The organism is Pseudomonas sp. 58 R 3 (assembly GCF_900006605.1).
Lineage (GTDB): Bacteria > Pseudomonadota > Gammaproteobacteria > Pseudomonadales > Pseudomonadaceae > Aquipseudomonas > Aquipseudomonas salomonii.
Genome location: NZ_CVTT01000061.1, coordinates 373,602 through 398,800 on the forward strand (window position 1 = coordinate 373,602; position 25,199 = coordinate 398,800).

Here is a 25,199-nt window from a genome sequence, read left to right on the forward strand (position 1 = left end):
CCCGCGCAGTTTAACGCGAGTCGAGGGTTATTTCCTCTAATCAGAGGATTTAACCCCAATAGAGTTCACGGCTTGGCCGCCGGTGCACGCAACAAACTGTAGGCCATCGCCCCTAGCGCCGCCACACCCAGCAGGAGCACGGCCCACAGGCCGAGTTTCTTCCAGTCGGTGCCCGCTTCGGGCGAAACGGCAATCGCAGGCGATTTGACCGTCACGTCGCCTGTGACCGTGGCCTGCCCCAAGGTCTTGATACGCTCGGCGCTGTAGTCGGGAATCAGCGTCGACAGCGGCAAGTTAGCGGCCTTTACCGACGGGTTGCCCAACGCCAGGGTAAACGGCGGCTCACCGCGCGCCAGGAACACCAACTGCGTGGCGCGCACAGCAAAACGCAATGCCGGCGCTTCCACGCCCAGGCCACCGCCGCGCTCGTCCACCTGCAACTTGAGCTCACCCACGGCAACGCCAGGCAATTGCAATTCATCCTGCACCACGTCCTGGCCATTCTGGGTCAGGCGATACAACAAGCCATTGCTCAACGGCTGCCAGGCCTGATTGGCTTCGCGCCGCCCCGCCAACGTCACGGGCGCCAGCGTGTTGGGCTGCTTGAGCTCGACGCGCAAGCGCTCCACATACAGCCCCGTCGGCAGCTGCCAGCTGTATTCACCGGCCTTGAGCCGCGTACCCGACAGCGGCTGCGACCACACCAACGGCAGCGGCAAGCTGCTGCTGGTCGCGCTGACCAGTTTGGCCGACGTCAACTGCGGTGCCGCCTGCCCTTGCCACACCAGGCGTAGATAACGCGCCGTTTGCCCCGGCAAGCTCACGTCATGCTGCTCGACACGCTCGTCGGCAAACGACAAGCGCGCCACTTGCCCGTCGCCCCACGCCTGCCAGTGCTGCAAGTCATCACTGGCTTCAATGCTGAAACGCTGGAAACCGTCCTGCTCGCGGCTCCAGTCCAGGCTCAACTGCTGCAACGGCGCCTTGATCGAACTGGCGTCCAGCACCCAGCCACGCAACACTTGCGCGCCGGTTTTAGGCGGCAGCACTTGCAGCAAGGTGCCTTCGGCAGTGGACTTCATCACCACATCCGGCACGCTTTCACGGGTGTCGGCGGCGTACAGCGGGAACCACTTCACATCCGTCACGTCGCGGCTTTCGGTGCGTTGCGCGGACTGGCGCGACAGCGCGTAAGCCTGGGGCTCGCCGGCGGCATTGAACACGCGCACATCACCAAGATCCGCCTGGCGCGCGCTCAATTGCACCGACAGCGGCAACGCCAGGCGATACCACGGCCCGTTGCCACTGACCGCCAACGGCACCTGTGTGGTGAAGTCGGCGGGCGTCTCTTGCGCCCACACCGACAACGTCGAACACATGCCCAACGCAATCACGCTCAACTTACCGATCAAGAGGATGCTCCTTCAGTTTCCAACACCGGCTCGACGCGTTTGGGCGGCAGCGGTGCAAAGTAACCCACCACCAGCAACAGCCCGCCCACACCAATAAACGACACGATCCGCGCCAGCCCGCCACGGTTACTCAGCTCGACAAAGAACAGCTTGGCGACCACCACCGCAATCAACGCCGCGCCGATCAGCCACACTTCGCGACGATGGCGCAGGTGGCCGCCGATCATCAGGCCCAGGGCGATCAGGGTCCAGACCAGCGACAAGCCGGCCTGCACCCACATGGACGCCAGCAAGGCCTCCAGCTGGAACGGCACGCCCACCCAATGGTGGGCGGTGCGCATCACCAAGGCCGTGAAGAAGGCAAACAGCGAAGCCCCCGCGACACCTTGGGCGATCAGCTCTGCACGCGGCCCGCGCTGCGGCGCCACGCTGCGCGACCGCAGGTAAATACCCAGCAATGCGAACAGCAGGCCCACGTCCAACGGGTTGAGCAATGGCACGTACGGCAGCGGTTTCGCCGTGCCGTCGCTGAAGATGTTCGCCAACCAGAACCAGCCGAGCATCAATACCGCCAGCGGCAACGCGGCCAGCACACGGTATTCACGCGGGTAGGCCGACACCGGCCACGGCCAGCTGCGCGGTGCCGCCGCCAGCACCAGGTACAGGCTTGGCAGAATCGCCCAACCCAGCCAGCGCCAGGCGTTGTACTCGCTCGACAGCAGCAACAGGCCGTAACGCAGCTCCAGCGCCAACACACCGATCAACATCCAGCAGCCGAGCACATGAGCGATGCTCACTACCGTGCCCGGCACCACCGCCGCCAAACGGCGCAGCGCGATGAAATGCACCCCAAACACCGCCAACCACGCCAGCCAGCCGTACTGCGCCGCCGGGTGGTAGTAATCATGGGCAGACACCAGCAACACCACGCCCGCCGCCGGCATCAGCAAGGCGCACAGCATGCCCAGAGATGCCCAGCGCAAACGTGCGGCCAACAGCGCCCAGATCGCCACGCTCACCGCCGCGATACCGAGCAAAAATGCGCCTTGCAGCGCCTGCGGGATAAACCGCAGCACTTCGCCGATCAACGCCAATGCCCACCAGGCCGCGCCCCACACCAGCAGCAGGTCGGACAGGCGTTGCAATTTCAACACGGCAAACACCGGCGCCTGCGGTTCACGTTGCAAGCGCCAGGCGCCCACCATTGCCGCCAGGCCCAGCACCATCGGCGTCCAGAAACCGCTGTGCGCCAAGGGGCGCAAGCCCTCGCTGCTCAACGGCCCGAGCAACTGCGGCACCGCCAACAGGAACGAGGCGCCACCCACTATTTGCAGCAGCAAACCAAACACGAAACTCACGCGTTGTTGCAGGTACAGGCTCAACCAGATGATCAGCAAGCCACTGGCCGCCCATACGCCGCTGGCGCTTTCCCATGGCAGTACAAACAGCACCGCGAGGTTGATCAACACCAAGCCGGCCAGCAGCACCACCGACAACCCGCGCAACAGCCGCACATCGCTGCGCACCAGGTCATCGCGCGCGGCCAACAGCATGCCGCCGACCAACGCCAGGCCGATCAACGAGGCGGTCAACAAGCCGGTCCAGCCGGCACTGAATACCGCGGCCCCATCACCGCCCTGCAAGCGCAGGAGGAACAACGCCCCGCCGAGCAATTGCACACCGAAGGCAGCGAACAGGAAGGTGCGCGAGCCGATGCGCAGGCCGACAAACAATGTCAGCAGACCGGCGATTGCCCAACTGATGGCGGTGCCTTGGGTCAGCAACAACAACGGCGCAAGCAGGTACAAAAAGGTCAGGCCCAGGCTCGCCAGCACGGGCAGGCCGTTGCGCTCCCAGCCCGCGGCTTGTTCGGTCGAGGCCTTGCGCAACTGATCGAAGCTGAACAACAGCGCTGCGCCCAGCAACAGCGCGCCCAGTGGGGCACCGTCGAGCAGGGTCAACTCGCCAACGCGCAGTTCGCTGAGGAACGCCAGCGCCGACCCCAACTGTAACAACAGGCCAAACGCGCGAGCCAACGGCCGCTGCTGACGCAAGCCGAGCCAGAAGATACCGGCCCCCTCCACCGCCCAGGCCGCCGCCGTCCAGCGCGCGTCGAGGCCCAGCGGAATTGCCAGGCTGGCAAAGATCACGCCCAGCGCCAGGCAGGTTTCGGCCAGCAGCAAGGCGCGCCCGCCACTCAGCATACGAGCCAAGCCCATGTAGATAAGGCCTAAACCCAGGGCACTGAACGCGGCGGCAAACTCCAGGTGCTGCACCACGGCGAACTGCAAGCCAAAGCCTGCCAACGGCGGGCCGAACAGCATGCTGCCATCGACATAATCACCCTTGGCCGCCGACCAGCGCAGCAGCGCCTCACGGCCTTCGGGCGCATCGCCCACCTCTTGCAGCTTGCGGCGGGCGAACAACAGGCCGATGGCCAGGTACATCAGGAAAAACAGGATCAGGAACGGCTCGGTGCTCCACAGCAGTTCCGGCGTGTAGGAGCGCATGCCCCAGGCGAAGCCTATGCCGAAGGTGCCGACAAATCCGATCAGGTTGAGCAGACGCCAGGCCTTGAACCACGCGATGGCCAGAATGCCGGCGTTGAGCAAGGCAAAGTAACTGAACAGCGCCACATGGTTGCCGGCGCCGGTTGAGGTCAGAATCGGCGCGGCAAACCCACCCAGCGCCGCTGCGCAGGCCAGGCCGAGGGCATCCTGGGTGATCGCCAGGATGGCCGAGAACACCGTGACCGCCACCAGCAGGCCCAATGCGGCGCTCGGGTCGATCAAGGGGTGCAAGCGCATCGCGGCAAACACCGTCAGGTACAACACGGCAATCCCGGTACCTTGCAGCATCAGGCCGTAATTGCTGTTGCGCAGCCGTAACCACCAACCCAGGCCCAACAGGCCGATGGCGGCAGCGGCAACCCCGGCATAACGCAGTTCAATCGGCACCACCACGCCTTCGGTGGCATAACGCAGCAAAAAGGCCAGGCCAAGAAACAGCAGCACCACGCCAACGCGCAGCACAGTGTTGCCGCCGAACAGCCAATTGCGTGCGCCGCCGATGGCGCGCTCGATCAGGTTGGGGCCACGGGGGATAGCAGGTTCTTTCGGCGCGGGGGCCGGTGCCGGCGTCGGCGCCTGGGCCCAGACGTCATCCGGCAACGGCTGGCTGGCCTCGGCCGTCATGGCGACAGGCGCCAGTTCGGCGGGCAATTCCCAAACAAGCTCGGGCCTTTCAACAACAAGTGCGGGCTCAGGGATGAGGGGTTCGACGATTTCGTTGCGGGTCGGCGTCGGCACCTCCAACTGGCGCAAGCGTTCGCCCAGGGCGATCAGCGCCTTCTGCGTGGTTTCCAACTGACGCGCTTGTTGCTCCGCCTGGGCCGACAGCCTGGACAGGCGAATCGCCTGGCCAATGCCCAAGCCCAGCAATGCACCGATGCCGGCGTCCGAAAACGACTCATCGAACGCCCAACCGAGCGCCAGGCCAATCAGCATGAAAATCCATTGCATGGTCGATATCCCTAAGCAGCCCGAGGCGGGCAAACCGGGGCCTAGTATATCGACGCAAAGCTAATGTGGGAGCGGGCTTGCTCGCGAAAGCGGGGTGCCAGTCGACATATTTGTTAACTGACCCTCCGCATTCGCGAGCAAGCCCGCTCCCACACTTTGTCTTGCGGTGTTTAGTCGAGGGCTTTCCAGATCTCGGTGGCGTATTCGCGGATGGTACGGTCCGAGCTGAACCAGCCCATGCGCGCCGTATTAAGCACCGCCGAGCGCCACCAGGCCTTGGAATCATGCCAATGCGCCTCGACCCGTGCCTGGGCGTCCCAGTAAGCGTCGAAATCGGCGCATACCAGGAAGCGGTCGTAGTCGATCAGCCCGTCGATCAAGCCCACATAGCGGCCCGGATCATCCGGCGAGAACACCCCGCCACGGATCGCTTGCAGCACATCGTTCAGGCGATGGGAGGCGGCAATGTCCGGCCCCGCGTTGAACTCACCGGCGTGCTTGCGGGCTTCGACCTGCTGGGCGCTGAGGCCGAAGATAAACATATGCTCGGCGCCCACGCGCTCGTGCATCTCCACGTTGGCGCCGTCCATGGTGCCGATGGTCAGCGCGCCGTTAAGGCCGAACTTCATGTTGCTGGTGCCCGACGCCTCAAAACCGGCAGTGGAAATCTGCTCCGACAAATCCGCCGCCGGGATGATGCTTTCCGCCAGGCTCACGTTGTAGTTGGGCAGGAACACCACTTTGAGCAAACCGCGCACGGTCGGGTCGTTGTTCACGGTGCGAGCGATGTCGTTGGTCAGCTTGATGATCAACTTGGCCTGGTGATAGCTGGCCGCCGCCTTGCCCGCGAAGATTTTCACGCGCGGCACCCAATCGGTGCCTGGCTCGGCGCGGATTGCCTGGTACAAGGCCACGGTGTGCAGCAGGTTGAGCAGTTGGCGTTTGTATTCGTGGATCCGCTTGACCTGCACGTCGAACATCGCCGCCGGGTTCACCGAAATGCCCAGGCGCTCGTGGATGATCTCGGCCAGTGCCCTCTTGCTGTGCAGGCGCTGTTCGGCGAAGGCTTTGCGGAACGCCTGCTTCTCGGCGAACGGCTCCAGTTCCACCAGGCGTTCTTCGGGCTTGTCGAGAAGGTCCGGGCCAAGGGCTTCCACCAGCATCTCGGTGAGCTTGGGGTTGGCCTGGTACAGCCAGCGGCGGAAGGTAATGCCGTTGGTTTTGTTATTGATGCGCTCCGGGTACAGCTTGTGCATTTCAGAGAACACCGTGCTGCGCATCAACTGGGTGTGCAGCCCGGAAACGCCGTTGACGCTGTGGGAGCCCAGAAACGCCAGGTTACCCATGCGCACGCGGCGGCCATTGTCTTCTTCGATCAGGGACACGGCGCGCAATACGTCGAAATCGTGGATGCCCTTGGCGCGCAGCGAATCGATATGCTGGGCGTTGATCAGGTAGATGATCTGCATGTGCCGAGGCAGCATGCGTTCCATCAAACCGACAGGCCAGGTTTCCAACGCTTCGGGCAACAAGGTGTGATTGGTGTAGGAAAGGGTTTCAACCGTCACATCCCACGCGGCTTCCCACGGGATGTCATGCAGGTCGACCAGTTGGCGCATCAGCTCAGCCACGGCGATGGACGGGTGCGTGTCGTTGAGCTGAATCGCGGCGTGTTCGCCCAGGCTGAGGACCGAGCCGTGCATGTTCTTGTGGCGGCGCAGCAAGTCTTGCAGCGAGGCGGAGACGAAAAAGTATTCCTGGCGCAGGCGCAATTCCTGCCCTGCTTCGGTGCTGTCGGCCGGGTAAAGCACTCGGGAGATGCTTTCGGCGCGGGCCACTTCCGCTACGGCGCCCAAGTGGTCACCAGCGTTGAAGCGCTCCAGGTGCAGGTCTTCTACCGCACGGGCACGCCACAGGCGCAGGGTGTTCACACTGGCACCGCGCCAGCCGACCACCGGCGTGTCGTACGCCACTGCGCGCACGGTTTCGTTAGGCGTCCATACCTGGATCATTTTGCCGGAGGCGTCCGCCAGGGTTTCGACGCTGCCGCCAAAGCCGATCGGGTAGATCACTTCGGCGCGCTCGAACTCCCACGGGTTGCCGAAATCCAGCCAGCGCTCGGTCTGCTCTTGCTGCCAGCCGTCGACGATCGCCTGGCGGAACAGGCCGTGTTCATAGCGGATGCCATAGCCGTGGCCGGCAATGCCCAGGGTCGACATGCTTTCCATAAAGCACGCGGCCAGGCGGCCCAGGCCACCGTTGCCGAGCGCCGCGTCGGGCTCCAGCAGGCGGATGCGCTCCAGGTCCACGCCCAGCTCGGACAGGGCTTCGCGGGCAATCTCCAACACACCCAGGTTGCTCAGGCTGTCGTAGAGCAAACGGCCGATCAGGAATTCCAGCGAGAGGTAATACACCCGCTTCTGGCCTTTGCGGTAGATGCGCCGCGTGTGGTTCATCCAGTGGTCGACCATCTGGTCGCGTGCGGCCAGGGCAATGGCTTCGAACCAGTCGTGGTCGAAGGCGTGATCCGGGTCCTTGCCCACCGCGTAAGTGAGTTTGGTCAAGACAGCATCGCGGAATGCGGCTACCTCTGCTTCTCGTGCAAGCGGTTCCTGAGACATCGGTGCGACCTCGGGCGAGATTGAAGGAGTTGCTAGAGCCTAGTCGGTCTGACAGACGGTAGACGTGCTGGTTCGGCAGTTTTTTAACTCATTCACCATTGCCGGAAATTGATGCAGGGGCCGTGCCTGCTTTTCACCCCTGCACCGTTGGAGATGAAATCTGCAAAATATTGTTCAAAAAACCACCAATCCCGGTATGATCGCGCGCCCGGATACAGCCCCACCTTGGAACCTTGATGAAGCCTCAACTGATCGCCGCCGCGGAACTCGACCGTCTAGAGACCTGGCAGAAATATTCCGCCCACATGTGCGGCGGCTGCGTGTCCAGCTGCTGCACGCTGCCGGTCGAGGTGAAGATCAAGGACCTGATCCGCATTGGCATCGTCGATGAGTTCGAGCGCGGCGACCCGCCGAAGAACATCGCCAAGCGTTTGCAGAAGGAAGGCATCGTCGAGCGCTACAACAACAAATCCGAGATCTTTACCCTCCAGCGCATGAGCAACAACGACTGCCTGTACCTGGATCGTAAGACGCGCTTCTGCACTATTTATGACAAGCGCCCGGATACTTGCCGCAACCACCCGAAAATCGGGCCACGGCCGGGGTATTGCGCGTATAAGCCCAAAGAAGTGGTGCGCGAGACCAATTTGCGGACCCTCGACAAGTTCTGATGATCGTGAAGATCGTTCCCACGCTCCGCGTGGTAACGCAGCCCTGGACGCTCTGCGTCCGCCCTTAAAAGCGGGACGCGGAGCGTCCCAAGCGGCATTCCCACGCAGAGCGTGGGAATGATCGGCACCGGGGGCGTTTTTCATTCAGCCCGAGTTAACTCAGTTCTCTGATGATCGTTCCCACGCTCCGCGTGGGAATGCAGCCCTGGACGCTCTGCGTCCGCCCTTAAAGCGGGACGCGGAGCGTCTCCCACGCAGAGCGTGGGAACAATCAGGCATAAAAAAACGCCCCCGGCCTTTCGACCGGGGGCGTTTTTCATTCAGCCTGAGTTAACTCAGTTCTTGGCTTTCTTGGCAGCGCGGGTACGCTCGCCTTCGTCCAGGATCTTCTTACGCAGGCGGATCGACTTAGGCGTAACTTCGCACAGCTCGTCGTCCTGGATGAATTCCAGGGCCTGTTCCAGGGTGAAGCGAACAGGTGGGACCAGAGCGATGGTTTCGTCTTTGCCCGAAGCACGCATGTTGTCGAGCTTCTTGCCTTTGGTTGGGTTAACGCCCATGTCGTTGTCACGGCTGTTCAGACCAACGATCTGACCGTTGTAGATCTCTTGACCGTGTTCAACGAACAGCTTGCCACGCGCCTGCAGAGTTTCCAGGGAGTAGGTCAGCGCCTTGCCGGTTTCTACCGATACCAGAACACCGTTCTGACGGCCGGACATGTCGCCGGACTTCATGGTGTCGTAGCGATCGAAGATCGAGGTCAGGATGCCAGCACCGTTGGTCAGGGTCAGGAACTGGTTACGGAAACCGATCAGACCACGCGCAGGGATGTTGTATTCCAGACGCACACGGCCTTTGCCATCCGGCACCATGTTGGTCAGGTCGCCCTTACGCAGGCCCATCTCTTCCATGACCTTGCCCTGGGATTCTTCAGGGGTGTCGATGGTGACGTTTTCGAACGGTTCCTGCTTCACGCCGTCAACAGTACGGATGATCACTTCTGGACGACCAACGCCCATTTCGAAGCCTTCGCGACGCATGGTTTCGATCAGTACCGAGAGGTGCAGCTCACCACGGCCGGAAACCTTGAACTTGTCAGCCGAGTCGCCTTCTTCAACGCGCAGAGCAACGTTGTACAGCAGCTCTTTGTCCAGACGTTCCTTGATGTTACGGGAAGTCACGAACTTGCCTTCTTTACCGCAGAAAGGCGAGTCGTTTACCTGGAAGGTCATGGAAACGGTTGGCTCGTCAACGGTCAGAGGCTTCATCGCCTCGACGGTGTCCGGCTGGCACAGGGTGTCGGAGATGAACAGCGAGTCCATACCGCTCACGCAAACGATGTCGCCAGCAAACGCTTCTTCAACGTCGATACGGTGCAGACCGTGGTGACCCATCAGCTTCAGGATACGGCCGTTACGCTTCTTGCCGTCGGCGCCGATGGCAACAACCGGGGTGTTCGGCTTGACGCTACCACGGGCAATACGGCCAACGCCGATAACACCCAGGAAGCTGTTGTAGTCCAGTGCCGAGATTTGCATCTGGAACGGGCCTTCACGGTCAACCTTCGGTGGTGGAACGTGGTCAACGATGGCCTGGTACAGCGGGGTCATGTCTTCCGCCATGGCGGTGTGTTCCAGACCGGCAATACCGTTCAGGGCCGAAGCGTAGATGACTTGGAAGTCCAGCTGTTCTTCGGTAGCACCCAGGTTGTCGAACAGGTCGAAGATCTGGTCCAGAACCCAGTCCGGACGCGCGCCTGGACGGTCAACCTTGTTGATGCACACGATCGGACGCAGGCCGGCTTCGAACGCCTTCTTGGTCACGAAACGGGTTTGCGGCATAGGGCCGTCTTGAGCGTCAACCAGCAGCAGAACGGAGTCAACCATCGACATTACGCGTTCTACTTCGCCGCCGAAGTCGGCGTGGCCCGGGGTATCCACGATGTTGATGTGGTAGCCGTTCCAGTTGATAGCGGTGTTTTTAGCCAGGATGGTAATACCGCGCTCTTTTTCCTGGTCGTTGGAGTCCATCACGCGCTCGTCGTTGAGCTCGTTGCGCTCCAGGGTGCCGGATTGACGCAGGAGTTTGTCTACCAGGGTGGTTTTACCATGGTCAACGTGAGCAATGATGGCGATGTTACGTAGATTTTCGATCACTTGTGTATCTCGATCAGAGGATTCGGTGTGCTGACAGGTCGTGGCAGCGATTAACAGTAGAGTCAGGCCTTGCCGTTACAGCTTGACGGCAGAGTCGGGGGGCCGGTGACGCAGGCCACAGGCAAACAGCCCCGGGCTCTTAGCTCGGTCGATAAACGCGCACATTGGCATACCCCTCACTGAGCAAATGGTGGGCATGCAGGCGACTCATCACGCCTTTGTCGCAATACAGCAGGTACTGACGGCTGTTATCCAGTTCCTTGAAACGCGCGTTCAATGCGTAGAACGGCAGCGCTTGCACGTCGATGCCAGCGATTTCCAGCGGCTCATCCTCGGCGGCATCCGGGTGACGGATGTCGACGACGATCTGGCCGGCCAGGGCTTCGCTGACTTCTTCGATTTGCACATCCTGGCCCAATTCATCGATGACGCGATCGATCGGGACCAGTTTGGCGTTCTCAAGCGCACGCTCAAGAATCGCCATATCAAACTGTTGTTCTTCATACTCCACGCGGTTGCGCTTGGCGTGGGTCTTGGGGTTCACCGAAATGACCCCGCAATATTCAGGCATATGCTTGGCAAAGTCGGCCGTGCCGATTTCTTCTGCCAGGTCGATGATGTCCTGCTTGTGGCTGGCGATCAGCGGGCGCAAGACCAGCTTCTCGGTGACGCAATCAATCAGCGACAGGTTTGGCAGCGTCTGGCTGGACACCTGGGAGATCGCTTCACCGGTCACCAGCGCGTCGATCTGCAATTGATCGGCGATTCGGGACGCAGCGCGCAACATCATACGCTTCAATACCACGCCCATATGACTGTTATCGACTTTGCCGAGAATTTCGCCCAGCACTTCCTCGAACGGCACGCTTACAAATAGCACGCGTTGGGAGCTGCCGTACTTCTTCCAGATAAAGTGCGCGACTTCCATCACGCCCAATTCGTGTGCACGCCCGCCCAGGTTAAAAAAGCAGAAGTGGCTCATCAGGCCGCGGCGCATGATCTGGTAGGCCGCCACCGTGGAATCGAAACCGCCGGACATGAGTACCAGGGTCTGTTCCAGGGCGCCCAGCGGGTAACCGCCGATGCTGTTGTGCTGGCTGTGGATCACAAACAACCGTTGGTCGCGAATTTCCATGCGCACTTCAATTTGCGGCGCTTTGAGGGAAATTCCGGCGGCGCCGCACTCGCGACGCAGCTTGCTGCCGACGTATTTCTCCACATCCATGGAGCTGAAGGTGTGCTTGCCGGCACGCTTGCAGCGCACCGAAAAGATCTTGCCTTCCAGCGACTCACCGTAGTGCTGTTTGCACTTTTCGGTGATGTCGTCGAAGTCGCCCAACGGGTACTCATCCACCTGCAGGAAATGCGCAATGCCCGGCATGCAGCTCAGGCGCTCGGTCATGTCCTTCAAGGCTTTGGCGTCGGTAATACGGGTTTCCAGCTCGAGGTTGTCCCACACGCCGTTCACCACCACAGCCGGGTCCAGGTCGCGGAGCACGGCACGGATGTTCTTGGCCAACTGACGGATGAAACGCGTCCGTACCGGTCGGCTTTTGATGGTGATCTCGGGGAAGACTTTTACGATTAATTTCATGGAAACAGCGCGCGCCGGGCCTGCTGAAAAAGGGGGGCGCGGATTATAGCGGAAATCGCTCAAGGTTTAACCAGTTAATATGCATCACAGATACAACGCACCAAAACGGGTCATTTGCGCAAATTAACGCTACATTGCAGTGCGTTATTTATTCCGCTTCAGCGGATTGCACCGTTATAGGGGCCATTTTGAGGCAAAAAGGCCATGTTGGCGCACTGGCATGCAATTTGCTCTCTTGTGAGGCAGGTTGCCTTGGTCGAGTATTCGCGCCGGCATCACCCACATTCTAAGGGCTAACTCCACTACCCCAGCCCGAAGCCACCCGGAGGACACCATGTCGAAGTCGGTTCAACTCATCAAAGATCATGACGTTAAATGGATTGATCTGCGCTTCACGGACACTAAAGGTACTCAGCACCACGTGACCATGCCGGCTCGCGACGCGCTGGATGATGCGTTCTTCGAAGAAGGCAAAATGTTCGACGGTTCCTCCATTGCCGGCTGGAAAGGCATCGAAGCTTCCGACATGATCCTGATGCCGGACGACAGCACTGCCGTACTCGACCCGTTCACCGAAGACCCAACCCTGATCATCGTCTGCGACGTGATCGAGCCTTCGACCATGCAAGGCTACGACCGCGACCCACGTGCGATCGCCAAGCGCGCCGAGGAATACCTGAAGTCGACCGGTATCGGCGACACCGTATTCGTAGGCCCGGAGCCGGAATTCTTCATCTTTGATTCGGTCAAGTTCAAGTCCGACATCTCCGGCTCCATGTTCAAGATCTTCTCCGAACAAGGTTCGTGGATGTCTGACCAGGACATCGAAGGCGGCAACAAAGGCCACCGTCCAGGCGTCAAAGGGGGTTACTTCCCGGTTCCGCCGTTCGACCACGACCACGAAATCCGTACCTCCATGTGCAACGCCATGGAAGAAATGGGCCTGGTCATCGAAGTTCACCACCACGAAGTGGCGACTGCCGGCCAGAACGAAATCGGCGTGAAGTTCAACACCCTGGTGGCCAAGGCTGACGAAGTTCAGACCCTGAAGTACTGCGTACACAACGTGGCGGATGCCTACGGCCGTACCGCTACCTTCATGCCTAAGCCACTGTACGGCGATAACGGTTCGGGTATGCACGTTCACCTGTCCATCGCCAAAGATGGCAAGAACACCTTCGCTGGCGAAGGTTATGCCGGCCTGTCCGACACTGCCCTGTACTTCATCGGCGGTATCATCAAGCACGGTAAGGCCCTGAACGGCTTCACCAACCCGTCGACCAACTCCTACAAGCGTCTGGTCCCAGGTTTCGAAGCACCGGTAATGCTGGCCTACTCGGCGCGTAACCGTTCCGCTTCGATCCGTATTCCTTACGTGTCCAGCCCGCGCGCTCGCCGTATCGAAGCTCGCTTCCCGGACCCGGCAGCCAACCCATACCTGGCCTTCGCTGCGCTGGTAATGGCTGGCCTGGACGGTATCCAGAACAAGATCCACCCAGGCGACGCCGCCGACAAAAACTTGTACGACCTGCCGCCTGAAGAGGCCAAAGAGATCCCACAAGTGTGCGGCAGCCTGAAAGAAGCCCTGGAAGAGCTGGACAAGGGCCGTGCGTTCCTGACCAAAGGCGGCGTATTCAGCGACGACTTCATCAACGCTTACATCGAGCTGAAAAGCGAAGAAGAAATCAAAGTACGCACCTTCGTACACCCACTGGAATACGAGCTGTACTACAGCTGCTGATCCGGTAGCGCCGCTTAACGTGGCGTAACGAAAAAGACCTCCTTCGGGGAGGTCTTTTTTTGCCTGGCGTTTAGCGAGCCGGGGCGTGGCGGTCGAGCATGTTGCCCACCATCAAGGTGCCGAGGGCACTGAGCTGGTGAATCGCCAGGACGGTATCGCGGTGCTTGCCTTCCAGGGCCTCGGACAAATCAAGCAACAAGGTGCTGACCGAGGTAAAGGCTTCGAAGCTGTTGATCAGCAGGGATTCGTCGTCGCTGCCAGGGTCGATGGTGAAGACGGATGGAGGCGGATTTGGGGTTGCTTTGAACATGTCTTAACTTCCTCGAATGAGGCCGCCATCGACTCGCTACTAAACGATAGGGTGGCAGCTATGCGCAGGTTAGTAGACCGGGGAAGTTAAGCAAAAGCCGGCGCACCCGAAGGTGCCCTACGCACAGCCGCCATAAAGGTCGGAGTGGTACGACTTAACTTAACCCTCAGGCTACTAAACCTGATCGCTGATGAGCAGCGACCGAGCAACCTTAGAGACGACAAGCCAGCCGTACAAGCCGGCGGATTCTGGCGCACCTGTAGGCAAGCACGCAAGTTAAGGTAGCCTCTGGCTGACACCGCCCAAAATCTGCAACCCCAATCAAAATGTGGGAGCGGGCTTGCTCGCGAAGGCGGCGTATCAGTTAATGCATCGGGTGACTGACGCACCGCCTTCGCGAGCAAGCCCGCTCCCACAAGGAGATCTACGTTGAAACATAGATTTGCATTCGCCCTGTTATTCACCTGCGCCACAGCCAGCGCAGCGCCGCCCACTCTGGAGCCCTTGCTCAACAGCATCGCCGAGCGCCTGGAGATTGCCGATCAGGTAGCCCTGAGCAAATGGGACAGCCACAAGCCCGTAGAGGACAAAAAGCGCGAACAAGAGGTGATCGCCAGCGTCACCGCCCAAGCCCCCAGCTACAAACTCGACCCCGCTGCCGCCGAGCAGTTTTTTTCGGCGCAGATCGAGGCCAACAAGCTGGTGCAATACACCCACCTGTCCGACTGGCAGTTCCAGGGCAAGGCCCCCGACGACCCGCGCCCGGATCTGGTGAAGCAGATTCGGCCGCAACTGGACCAACTGCAAAAAACCCTCCTGCAGCAACTGGCCGACTTCACCCCGCAGCGTACCGACCCGCAATGCCCGCAGTGGTTGGCCACCGCCATCCATGAGCCGCTGAATGACCCGACCCGCCAGCTAGCCATGATCCGCGCCACTGCCGAGCTGTGCATCTTCAAAGGTTAAAGCCTGCAAACCCAATCAAAACTGTGGGAGCGGGCTTGCTCGCGAAGGCGGCGAATCAGTCGATACATGTGTTAACTGACACACCGCCTTCGCGAGCAAGCCCGCCCCCACATTTGGATTGGGCGCATTCAGATGTACCTTCCGCGCCTTCCTGAACAAACTTTCCAAAACCGCACTATATTGGTGCGACAGCCTGCACGCTTCCCACCCATCCAGCCCATTTTGGTTCGATTCTTCCCGAGCCAGCTGGCAGAACGCCACAGTTTCGCGCCTAAAACCCTTATTTCAGGGGTTTAACGCTTCTTTTCGGAGCCTTGGTTTGGTTTTTGCATTTTCCTTGTATCAGCGTGTGCCTCAAGCCCGCGCCTTGCTCCAAAAGAGGTCCCGATGACCATCAGCGATGCACTGCACCGTTTGTTACTCGACAACCTGACCACCGCGACCATCCTGCTCAATGACGACTTGCGTCTTGAGTACATGAACCCGGCGGCGGAGATGCTCCTGGCCATCAGCGGCCAGCGCAGCCATGGGCAGTTCATCAGCGAATTGTTCACCGAGTCGGCCGAGGCCTTGAGTTCGTTGCGCCAGGCCGTGGAGCAGGCGCACCCGTTCACCAAGCGCGAAGCGATGCTCACCGCCCTCACCGGCCAGACCCTGACCGTCGACTACGCCGTGACCCCGATCCTGAGCAACGGTGCGACCCTGCTGTTGCTCGAAGTGCACCCGCGCGACCGCCTGCTGCGCATCACCAAAGAAGAAGCGCAGCTGTCCAAGCAGGAAACCAGCAAGATGCTGGTGCGCGGCCTGGCCCACGAGATCAAGAACCCCCTCGGCGGCATTCGCGGCGCGGCGCAGTTGCTGGCCCGTGAGCTGCCGGAGGAACACCTCAAGGACTACACCAACGTCATCATCGAGGAGGCCGACCGCCTGCGTAACCTGGTGGACCGCATGCTCGGCTCCAACAAGCTGCCGTCCCTGGCGATGACCAACGTGCACGAGGTGCTGGAGCGCGTGTGCCAGCTGGTCGAGGCCGAAAGCCAGGGCTGCATCACCTTGGTGCGCGACTACGACCCAAGCATTCCCGACGTATTGATCGACCGCGAGCAGATGATTCAGGCGGTGCTCAATATCGTGCGCAACGCCATGCAGGCCATCAGCAGTCAGAACGAGCTGCGCCTGGGCCGCATCAGCCTGCGCACCCGCGCCCTGCGCCAGTTCACCATCGGCCATGTGCGCCATCGCCTGGTGACCAAGGTCGAGATCATCGACAACGGCCCGGGCATTCCTGCGGAACTGCAGGAAACCATCTTCTTTCCCATGGTCAGCGGCCGCCCGGACGGTACCGGGCTGGGCCTGGCCATTACCCAGAACATCATCAGCCAGCACCAGGGCCTGATCGAATGTGAGAGCCATCCCGGCCACACCACGTTCTCGATCTTCCTGCCATTGGAACAAGGAGCCCCCACGACATGAGCCGTAGTGAAACTGTCTGGATCGTCGATGACGACCGTTCTATCCGCTGGGTCCTCGAGAAAGCCTTGCAACAGGAAGGCATGACCACCCAGAGCTTCGACAGCGCCGACGGGGTGATGAGCCGCCTGGCTCGTCAGCAGCCGGACGTGATCATCTCCGACATTCGCATGCCCGGCGCCAGTGGCCTGGACTTGCTGGCGCGCATCCGCGAGCAGCACCCGCGTTTGCCGGTGATCATCATGACCGCGCACTCGGATCTGGACAGCGCTGTCGCGTCGTATCAGGGCGGTGCCTTTGAATACCTGCCCAAGCCGTTCGATGTGGACGAGGCGGTGGCGCTGGTCAAGCGCGCCAACCAGCACGCCCAGGAACAACAAAGCCAGGAAGCCCCACCGGCCCTGACCCGCACCCCGGAAATCATCGGTGAGGCACCGGCGATGCAGGAAGTGTTTCGCGCCATCGGGCGTTTGAGCCACTCCAACATCACCGTGTTGATCAACGGCGAGTCGGGCACCGGTAAAGAGTTGGTGGCCCACGCGCTGCACCGTCACAGCCCACGGGCGGCTTCGCCGTTTATCGCGCTGAACATGGCGGCGATTCCGAAGGACTTGATGGAGTCCGAGCTGTTCGGCCATGAAAAAGGCGCGTTCACCGGCGCGGCCAACCTGCGTCGCGGGCGCTTTGAACAGGCTGACGGCGGCACGCTGTTCCTGGATGAAATCGGCGATATGCCGGCAGATACCCAGACACGCTTGCTGCGCGTATTGGCAGATGGCGAATTCTACCGCGTCGGCGGGCACACGCCGGTCAAGGTTGATGTGCGCATCATTGCGGCGACGCACCAGAATCTGGAAACGTTGGTACACGCGGGCAAATTCCGTGAGGACTTGTTTCACCGTTTGAACGTGATTCGTATCCACATCCCTCGGATGTCGGATCGCCGCGAAGACATTCCGACCCTGGCCCGCCACTTCCTCAGCCGCGCCGCGCAAGAATTGGCGGTGGAGCCGAAGCTGCTCAAAAGCGAGACCGAGGAATACCTCAAGAATCTGCCGTGGCCGGGCAACGTGCGTCAGTTGGAGAACACCTGCCGCTGGATCACGGTGATGGCGTCCGGGCGCGAAGTGCACATCAGCGACCTGCCGCCGGAGCTGTTGAGCCTGCCGCAGGATTCGGCACCGGTGACCAACTGGGAGCAGGCGCTGCGCCAATGGGCCGACCAGGCTTTGGCACGCGGCCAGTCGAACCTGCTGGACAGCGCCGTGCCGGCGTTCGAGCGGATCATGATCGAAACTGCCCTGAAGCACACCGCCGGCCGCCGTCGCGATGCCGCGGTGTTGCTGGGCTGGGGCCGCAATACCTTGACGCGCAAGATCAAGGAGTTGGGCATGAAGGTCGATGGTGGGGATGATGATGAGGGTGATGAAGCCTAACTGCTGATCGTTCCCACGCTCGGCGTGGGAACGCCTCCCCGGACGCTCCGCGTCCGAGCCTCACCGCAAGTTCAGATCTGTGCACTGGTGACGCGGAGCGTCACGCGATGCATTCCCACGCGGAGCGTGGGAACGATCAGGTGGAGTGCACCGGTTCAATGCACCACGAACCGGCATCGGGCACGAATCCAACTCCCGAAACACGCGCCGAATTAAGAAAAGATTAGATCCCAAAAACACCAAAGCCCCGTATTCCGGGGCTTTGCGCTTTCTGGCGTAATTTTTTGGCGCACATTTCAACTTCTGGCACGCGCCCTGCAACAACCCTTACATCACCCAGTTTCGGGGACCTTGGTACAGGCAGGCCGAGAATCCCCTCTTTACACCTGGGGTGCTTGATGCGCATCGCGTCGCGCCCCACACCCGTTTCGGGAACCTCGGTACAGGCAGGCCGGGGATTCCCTCTTTAACACCGAAGCCTTCATGGCTTCACCCCGTTTTGGGAGCCCTGGTACAGGCAGGCCGGGAACTCCCTCTTTTATTGCTCTTGGAGATGGATCTCCAGCCGCCAGCGGCCATCAGCCTTCTCGCCTTTCCACTCCCCGCGCAACGGCCGAGCCGCCACCAGGTTCAGCAGCAAGCCGCCATCGGTTTTGCGAACCCGCCAGTTCACGTCCTTGTCGTTGACCTTGAGTTGCCCGCTGGCAGCCTTGCCTTGCGCGTCGAACAACACTGCAACGGTGCCGTCGACGTGTTCGCCGTGCAGCTTGGGTTCGCTGTTGAACCACACCACCACGCCGTCTGCCGCTGTTTCTACCTGCTGCAGTTCGACCGGATCCGGCGTGGTCAGGCGGCCGATCATCAGCCCGATCATCAAACCAACAATCGCCAATGAGCCCATCACCCGTGGCAATAGCTTCGGCCTTGGGTCGTCTTCAGGGGTAGAATGCAGCGCATCTTTGCCTTCGGAGCCGTGCATGTTTCACGTCATCCTTTTTCAACCAGAAATTCCGCCGAATACCGGCAACGTTATCAGGCTGTGCGCCAACAGTGGCTGCCACCTGCATTTGATCGAGCCTTTGGGCTTCGACATGGACGACAAGCGCCTGCGTCGCGCCGGGCTGGACTACCACGAGTACGCCACGCTCAAGCGCCACGCCGACCTCGCCAGCTGCCTGGAGAGTTTGGGCCACCCGCGGCTGTTCGCGTTCACCACCAAGGGCTCGCGGCCGTTTCATGATGCCAGCTTTGCCGAAGGCGACGCCTTCCTGTTCGGCCCGGAAAGCCGTGGCCTGCCGGCGGAGGTGCTTGATGCACTGCCTGAGGGCCATCGTCTGCGCTTGCCGATGCGCGAGGGTTGCCGCAGCTTGAACCTGTCCAACACCGTGGCCGTCGCTGTCTATGAAGGCTGGCGCCAACTCGGCTTTAAATAACACCGCATAACAAATGTGGGAGCGGGCTTGCTCGCGAAAGCGGAGTGTCAGTCAACGAAGATATCGACTGAAGTACCGCATTCGCGAGCAAGCCCGCTCCCACATTTGATCGGTGTCGTTGCTCAGAACAGCTTACTGAACAGTCGACGAACCTTCCTGTTGCATGCGCTGCAGCTCTTGCGCGTACAGGGCATCGAAGTTCACCGGCGCCAGCATCAATGCCGGGAACGAGCCACGGGTGACCAGGCTGTCCAGGGTCTCACGGGCATACGGGAACAGGATGTTCGGGCAGAACGCGCCCAGGGTGTGGCTCATGGATGCTTCGTCCAGGCCCTGGATCAGGAAGATACCAGCCTGTTGCACTTCAGCGATGAAAGCTACTTCTTCGCCGTTCTTAACAGTCACGGACAAGGTCAGCACGACTTCGTGGAAGTCGCCTTCCAGAGCCTTTTGACGGGTGTTCAGGTCCAGCGCAACGCTTGGGGTCCATTCCTGACGGAAGATGGCCGGGCTTTTCGGCGCTTCGAACGACAGGTCACGCACGTAGATCCGCTGCAGCGAAAACTGTGGGCCTTGAGCTTCTGCTGCTTCGGTGTTCTGTTGGTCAGTCATCGCAGATCCTTCTTGATCTTGGGGTCTTTTAGGGTTTAGGAGTCAGACGAGCAGCAGCGCATCGAGTTTACCGGCGCGCTCCAGAGCGAACAGGTCATCGCACCCACCGACATGCTTGTCGCCGATCCAGATCTGCGGCACGGACGTGCGTCCCGCTTTCTGGGCCATTTCGGCGCGCACCTGGGGTTTGCCGTCGACCTTGATCTCTTCGAAGGCAACGCCCTTTTTCTCAAGCAGAGCCTTGGCCCGCATGCAGTAAGGGCACCAATCGCTGGAGTAAACGACAACCTGGCTCATATCACTTCACCAGCGGCAGGTTATCGGCCTTCCAGCTGCCGATACCGCCGGACAGTTTGGCGGCGGTGAAACCGGCTTTGAGCATCTCGCGGGCGTGAGTGCCGGCGTGCTGGCCTTGGGCGTCGACCAGAATAATGGTCTTGGCCTTGTGTTTTTCCAGCTCGGGCAAGCGTGCGATCAGCTTGTCCTGTGGAATGTTCAGGGCGCCGACGATATGGCCGGCGGCGAAATCCTTGGCCGGGCGAATATCCACGACAACGGCCTCATCCTTGTTGACCAGCGCGGTCAGCTCCGACGTGCTCAGGCTGCGGCCACCGCGACTCATTTCATGAGCGATCAGCAGCGCCAGCAGGATGACGAAGGCACCCGCGAGCAGGTAGTGGGCAGTGGCAAATGCAATCAGGTGATCAACCATCAAGGAGGTTCCAGGGCGTTAAAATGGCGGTAAGTATACACAGCCGTCAGGGGCGGCCAACCCCCGTAAAGCGGTGACGTGGTCGGAACTTCGCTTTAGACTGCTACTCCCTTTTCAATTGTCTTCCTTTATTAGCGCCGCGAGAGGATCTATGACTACCACGCCTAAACCTTTGGTCCTGATAATTCTCGATGGCTTTGGACACAGTGAAAGCCACCACGACAACGCCGTGTACTCGGCCAGCAAGCCGGTACTCGACCGTCTGACCGCCACCGTACCCAACGGCCTGATCTCCGGTTCCGGTATGGATGTGGGCTTGCCGGACGGCCAAATGGGCAACTCCGAAGTCGGCCACATGAACCTGGGCGCCGGACGAGTGGTATACCAGGACTTCACCCGCGTGACCAAAGCGATCCGTGATGGCGAGTTCTTCGAGAACCCGACCATCTGCGCGGCGGTGGATAAAGCCGTAGCCGCCGGCAAAGCCGTGCACTTTATGGGCCTGTTGTCCGACGGCGGTGTACACAGCCACCAGGACCACCTGGTTGCCATGGCCGAACTGGCCTTCAAGCGCGGCGCCGAAAAAATCTACCTGCACGCCTTCCTCGACGGCCGCGATACGCCGCCGAAAAGCGCGCAATCGTCCATCGAACTGCTCGACGCCACCTTCGCCGCCCTCGGCAAGGGCCGCATCGCCAGCCTGGTCGGCCGTTACTTCGCCATGGACCGTGACAACCGTTGGGACCGTGTCGCCCAGGCCTACAACCTGATCGCGGAAGGCCAGGGCGAATTTCACGCCGCCACCGCCCAGGAAGGTCTGGAAGCCGCCTATGCGCGTGGCGAGAGCGACGAATTCGTCAAAGCCACCACCATCGGCGAGCCGGTCAAAGTCGAAGACGGCGACGCCCTGGTGTTCATGAACTTCCGCGCGGACCGTGCGCGCGAGCTGAGCCACGTATTCGTTGACGCCGGTTTCAAGGACTTCGAGCGCGCAAGCCAGCCGAAAGCCGAGTTCGTCATGCTTACCCAATACGCCGCCAACATCCCGGCCCCTTCGGCATTCGCGCCGGGCAGCCTGGAAAACGTGCTGGGCGACTATTTGGCGAAAAACGGCAAGACCCAGCTGCGCATTGCCGAAACCGAAAAATATGCCCACGTGACCTTCTTCTTCTCCGGTGGCCGCGAAGAGCCGTTCCCGGGTGAAGAACGCATCCTGATCCCGTCGCCAAAAGTCGCCACCTACGACCTGCAGCCGGAGATGAGCGCGCCGGAAGTCACCGACAAGATCGTCGATGCCATCGAACACCAGCGTTACGACGTGATCGTGGTCAACTACGCCAACGGCGACATGGTCGGCCACAGCGGCAACCTGGAAGCGGCCGTGAAAGCCGTGGAATGCCTGGACCTGTGCGTCGGCCGCATCGTCGACGCCCTGGAGAAAGTCGGCGGCGAAGCGCTGATCACCGCCGACCACGGCAACTGCGAGCAGATGTCCGACGAATCCACCGGGCAAGCCCACACCGCCCACACCACCGAGCCGGTGCCGTTCATCTATGTCGGCAAGCGTGACCTTAAAGTGCGCGAAGGCGGCGTACTGGCGGACGTGGCGCCGACCATGCTGAAACTGATGGGGCTGGAGAAACCGAAAGAGATGACCGGTACTTCGATTCTGGTCTGATCCCAGCCTCACCACAAAACCAGTGTGGGAGCGGGCTTGCCCGCGATAGCATTCTGCCAGTCGACTACACAGTTCACTGACACACCGCTATCGCAGGCAAGCCAGCTCCCACATCTGCATGTGGCGTCCGTGAGATATCTTGCTCTCCAGCCCGAATTGGGCGTTTTTTTTGCGGCGCTTGGCGGGCATACTAGGCCGTCCCTTTCCCTGGTGTCGCCCGCCTCTATGCTTCGCGCCTTGATTACCCTCGCTCTAGTCTGCTTGCTCCAACCGGCGTTTGCCGATGAGCGCGCACAAACCCAACAACAGTTGGACGCTACGCGTCAGGACATTACCGAGCTGAAAAAACTGCTCGGCAAGCTCCAGGAAGAAAAATCCGGGGTGCAGAAAGACCTGCGCGGCACGGAAACCGAGATGGGCAAGCTCGAGAAGCAGGTCCAGGAGCTACAAAAAGAATTAAAGAAGAGCGAGTCGGAACTGGAGCGACTCGACGCTGAGAAAAAAAAACTCCAGAGCGCACGCGTTGAACAGCAACGCCTGATCGCGATCCAGGCCCGCGCCGCCTACCAGAGCGGCCGCCAGGAATACCTCAAGCTGCTGCTCAACCAGCAGAACCCCGAGAAATTCGCGCGCACCCTCACCTATTACGACTACCTGAGCAAGGCGCGCCTGGCGCAATTGAAGGGTTTTAATGAAACCCTGCGCCAGCTGGCCAATGTCGAGCAGGAAATCGCCGACCAGCAGTCGCAATTGCTTGATCAGAAAACCGCCCTCGACACCCAGCGCGACCAGTTGGACAAGGTGCGCAAAGAACGCCAGCAAGCCCTGGCCAAGCTCAATAATGACGTGAAAGCCCGCGACGCCAAGCTCCAGGCGCGCGAGCAAGACCAGGCTGACCTGGGCAAAGTGCTCAAAACCATCGAAGAAACCCTGGCGCGCCAGGCACGTGAGGCTGAAGAAGCGCGGCAAAAAGCGCTGATCGCCCAGCAGGAAGCGGAAAAAAAGCGCCAGCGTGAAGCCGAGCTGGCCGCCACCACTGACGCGCCGGCGCCGCGTAAACCGGCGCGCGCAGCGCCTGGGCCGCTGGTTTCCAGCTCCGGCGAGAACTTCGGCGGCCCTTTTGCTTCAGCCCGCGGAAAACTTCCATGGCCCGTTGATGGTCGACTACTGGCGCGCTTTGGTGAAACCCGTGGCGACGACACCCGCGCCAAGTGGGATGGGGTGATGATCAGCGCCGCCGCCGGCAGCCAGGTCCACGCCGTTCACGGTGGGCGTGTGGTGTTTGCCGATTGGCTGCGCGGCGCCGGTTTGTTGGTGATTCTTGACCACGGCAATGGCTATTTGAGCCTTTACGGCCACAATCAGACATTACTCAAGTCGGCAGGTGATGTTGTAAAAGCCGGTGAATCCATCTCCACTGTCGGTAACAGTGGCGGCCAGGACACCCCGGCGCTGTACTTCGCTATTCGTCAGCAGGGCCGCCCGAGCGACCCTGCACAATGGTGCCGTTCCCAAGGATAGGGCTGCACCTACATTAGGAGTTCGTTCGACATGCTGCATTTGTCCCGCCTCACTTCGCTGGCCCTGACGATCGCCCTGGTGATCGGCGCGCCGCTGGCTTTTGCCGACCAGGCTGCACCGGCGCCCGCCGCCACCGCTGCGACCACCAAGGCGCCGCTGCCACTGGACGAGCTGCGTACCTTTGCCGAGGTCATGGACCGGATCAAGGCAGCCTATGTCGAACCCGTAGACGACAAGACCCTGCTGGAAAATGCCATCAAGGGCATGCTCAGCAACCTCGACCCGCACTCCGCTTACCTGGGGCCGGAAGACTTTGCCGAGCTGCAGGAAAGCACCAGCGGTGAGTTCGGCGGCCTGGGCATCGAAGTCGGTTCCGAAGATGGCCAGATCAAAGTGGTCTCGCCGATCGATGACACCCCTGCGTCCAAGGCGGGCATTCAGGCCGGCGACTTGATCGTGAAGATCAACGGCCAGCCGACCCGTGGCCAGTCCATGACCGAGGCCGTCGACAAGATGCGCGGCAAGCTCGGCCAGAAAATCACCCTGACCCTGGTACGCGACGGCGGCAACCCGTTTGACGTGACCCTGGCCCGCGCGACCATCACGGTCAAGAGCGTGAAGAGCCAGTTGCTGGAGTCGGGCTACGGTTACATCCGTATCACCCAGTTCCAGGTCAAGACCGGCGACGAAGTGGCCAAGGCCCTGGCCAAGCTGCGCAAAGACAACGGCAAGAAACTCAACGGCATCGTGCTCGACCTGCGTAACAACCCAGGCGGCGTGCTGCAGTCGGCGGTTGAAGTGGTCGACCACTTCATCAGCAAAGGCCTGATCGTGTACACCAAGGGCCGTATCGCCAACTCCGAGTTGCGCTTCTCGGCCACCGGCAACGACCTGAGCGAAGGCGTGCCACTGGCCGTGCTGATCAACGGTGGCAGCGCTTCGGCGTCGGAAATTGTCGCCGGGGCCCTGCAAGACCAGAAGCGCGGCGTGCTGATGGGCACCACCAGCTTCGGCAAAGGCTCGGTGCAAACCGTATTGCCGCTGAACAACGACCGCGCACTGAAGATCACCACGGCGTTGTACTACACGCCGAACGGTCGCTCGATCCAGGCCCAGGGCATCGTGCCGGACATCGAGGTGCGCCGGGCCAAGATTACCAACGAGGTCGACAGCGAGTACTACAAAGAGGCCGACCTGCAAGGTCACTTGGGCAATGGCAACGGCGGCGCCGACCAGCCGACCGGCAGTGGCACCAAAGCCAAGCCGATGCCGCAGGACGACGACTACCAACTGGCCCAGGCGCTCAGCCTGCTTAAAGGCCTGAGCATTACGCGCAGCCGTTGAT

At 60.9% G+C, this 25,199-nt stretch carries 19 protein-coding genes; 9 read left to right on the forward strand and 10 right to left on the reverse strand.

Translation table 11 applies throughout. From position 1 onward, the window contains the following. Window positions 1–65 precede the first annotated feature (65 nt). From BFP92_RS20080 to BFP92_RS20090, 3 genes are all read right to left on the reverse strand, one after another. On the reverse strand, window positions 66–1,409 hold the full coding sequence (locus BFP92_RS20080; RefSeq protein ID WP_065930925.1) for a DUF3999 domain-containing protein: 1,344 nt from the start codon (window positions 1,407–1,409) through the stop codon (window positions 66–68). Beyond that, window positions 1,409–4,933: a DUF2339 domain-containing protein gene (locus BFP92_RS20085; RefSeq protein ID WP_065930792.1), complete on the reverse strand. Its 3,525-nt coding sequence runs from the start codon at window positions 4,931–4,933 to the stop codon at window positions 1,409–1,411. Before BFP92_RS20085 ends, BFP92_RS20080 begins: the two co-directional genes overlap by 1 nt. A 170-nt stretch (window positions 4,934–5,103) precedes the next feature. Next, complete coding sequence (locus tag BFP92_RS20090; protein WP_065930793.1) at window positions 5,104–7,554, reverse strand: glycogen/starch/alpha-glucan phosphorylase; 2,451 nt, start codon at window positions 7,552–7,554, stop codon at window positions 5,104–5,106. Between the two features lie 236 nt (window positions 7,555–7,790). On the opposite strand from BFP92_RS20090, the gene BFP92_RS20095 reads away from it, so the two are divergent. Beyond that, window positions 7,791–8,225, forward strand: coding sequence for a YkgJ family cysteine cluster protein (locus tag BFP92_RS20095; protein WP_017138625.1), 435 nt, complete (start codon window positions 7,791–7,793; stop codon window positions 8,223–8,225). Between the two features lie 335 nt (window positions 8,226–8,560). Here the strand turns inward: BFP92_RS20095 and typA are convergent, their stop codons facing one another. After that, window positions 8,561–10,381 (reverse strand): translational GTPase TypA, encoded by a 1,821-nt coding sequence (gene typA, locus BFP92_RS20100; protein ID WP_053140412.1) that lies wholly within the window; start codon window positions 10,379–10,381, stop codon window positions 8,561–8,563. 139 nt (window positions 10,382–10,520) lie between these two features. Continuing rightward, window positions 10,521–11,975 (reverse strand): tRNA uracil 4-sulfurtransferase ThiI, encoded by a 1,455-nt coding sequence (gene thiI, locus BFP92_RS20105; RefSeq protein ID WP_065930794.1) that lies wholly within the window; start codon window positions 11,973–11,975, stop codon window positions 10,521–10,523. Window positions 11,976–12,309: 334 nt separating this feature from the next. Between thiI and glnA the strand changes: the two genes are divergently transcribed. Then, window positions 12,310–13,716, forward strand: coding sequence for a glutamate--ammonia ligase (gene glnA / locus BFP92_RS20110; protein WP_065930795.1), 1,407 nt, complete (start codon window positions 12,310–12,312; stop codon window positions 13,714–13,716). 70 nt (window positions 13,717–13,786) lie between these two features. Here glnA and BFP92_RS20115 read toward each other — a convergent pair whose 3' ends face one another. Beyond that, entirely contained in the window at window positions 13,787–14,026 is a 240-nt protein-coding gene (locus BFP92_RS20115) for a DUF6124 family protein (protein WP_065930796.1), read from the reverse strand. Between the two features lie 429 nt (window positions 14,027–14,455). On the opposite strand from BFP92_RS20115, the gene BFP92_RS20120 reads away from it, so the two are divergent. The 3 genes from BFP92_RS20120 (at window position 14,456) to ntrC (ending at window position 17,898) form a co-directional block, all read left to right on the forward strand. Then, a complete protein-coding gene (locus BFP92_RS20120; RefSeq protein ID WP_065930797.1) occupies window positions 14,456–14,992 on the forward strand; it encodes a chorismate mutase in 537 nt (178 codons plus the stop codon). Window positions 14,993–15,379: 387 nt separating this feature from the next. Further along, entirely contained in the window at window positions 15,380–16,465 is a 1,086-nt protein-coding gene (glnL, locus tag BFP92_RS20125) for a nitrogen regulation protein NR(II) (RefSeq protein WP_017138631.1), read from the forward strand. After that, a complete protein-coding gene (ntrC, locus tag BFP92_RS20130) occupies window positions 16,462–17,898 on the forward strand; it encodes a nitrogen regulation protein NR(I) (RefSeq protein WP_017138632.1) in 1,437 nt (478 codons plus the stop codon). The genes glnL and ntrC overlap by 4 nt, the downstream gene beginning before the upstream one ends. 538 nt (window positions 17,899–18,436) lie before the next feature. Here ntrC and BFP92_RS20135 read toward each other — a convergent pair. Beyond that, window positions 18,437–18,877: a hypothetical protein gene (locus BFP92_RS20135; RefSeq protein ID WP_065930798.1), complete on the reverse strand. Its 441-nt coding sequence runs from the start codon at window positions 18,875–18,877 to the stop codon at window positions 18,437–18,439. Here BFP92_RS20135 and BFP92_RS20140 point away from each other — a divergent pair. Next, entirely contained in the window at window positions 18,876–19,331 is a 456-nt protein-coding gene (locus tag BFP92_RS20140) for a tRNA (cytidine(34)-2'-O)-methyltransferase (protein WP_065930799.1), read from the forward strand. The two genes, BFP92_RS20135 and BFP92_RS20140, sit on opposite strands and share 2 nt — an antisense overlap. Before the next feature lie 132 nt (window positions 19,332–19,463). Here the strand turns inward: BFP92_RS20140 and secB are convergent, their stop codons facing one another. The 3 genes from secB to BFP92_RS20155 are packed head-to-tail and all read right to left on the reverse strand — an operon-like array spanning window position 19,464 to window position 20,655. Beyond that, a complete protein-coding gene (gene secB / locus BFP92_RS20145) occupies window positions 19,464–19,943 on the reverse strand; it encodes a protein-export chaperone SecB (RefSeq protein ID WP_012721755.1) in 480 nt (159 codons plus the stop codon). 42 nt (window positions 19,944–19,985) lie between these two features. Then, complete coding sequence (gene grxC / locus BFP92_RS20150) at window positions 19,986–20,240, reverse strand: glutaredoxin 3 (RefSeq protein WP_065930800.1); 255 nt, start codon at window positions 20,238–20,240, stop codon at window positions 19,986–19,988. 1 nt (window position 20,241) lies between these two features. After that, window positions 20,242–20,655, reverse strand: a complete 414-nt coding sequence (locus tag BFP92_RS20155; protein ID WP_017138635.1) for a rhodanese-like domain-containing protein — start codon at window positions 20,653–20,655, stop codon at window positions 20,242–20,244. A 151-nt stretch (window positions 20,656–20,806) separates the two neighbouring features. Between BFP92_RS20155 and gpmI the strand changes: the two genes are divergently transcribed. From gpmI to BFP92_RS20170, 3 genes are all read left to right on the forward strand, one after another. After that, window positions 20,807–22,333, forward strand: coding sequence for a 2,3-bisphosphoglycerate-independent phosphoglycerate mutase (gene gpmI / locus BFP92_RS20160; RefSeq protein ID WP_065930801.1), 1,527 nt, complete (start codon window positions 20,807–20,809; stop codon window positions 22,331–22,333). 225 nt (window positions 22,334–22,558) lie between these two features. Continuing rightward, on the forward strand, window positions 22,559–23,854 hold the full coding sequence (locus tag BFP92_RS20165; RefSeq protein ID WP_065930802.1) for a murein hydrolase activator EnvC family protein: 1,296 nt from the start codon (window positions 22,559–22,561) through the stop codon (window positions 23,852–23,854). Window positions 23,855–23,884: 30 nt separating this feature from the next. Continuing rightward, window positions 23,885–25,198, forward strand: coding sequence for a S41 family peptidase (locus BFP92_RS20170; protein ID WP_065930803.1), 1,314 nt, complete (start codon window positions 23,885–23,887; stop codon window positions 25,196–25,198). Window position 25,199 lies beyond the last annotated feature (1 nt).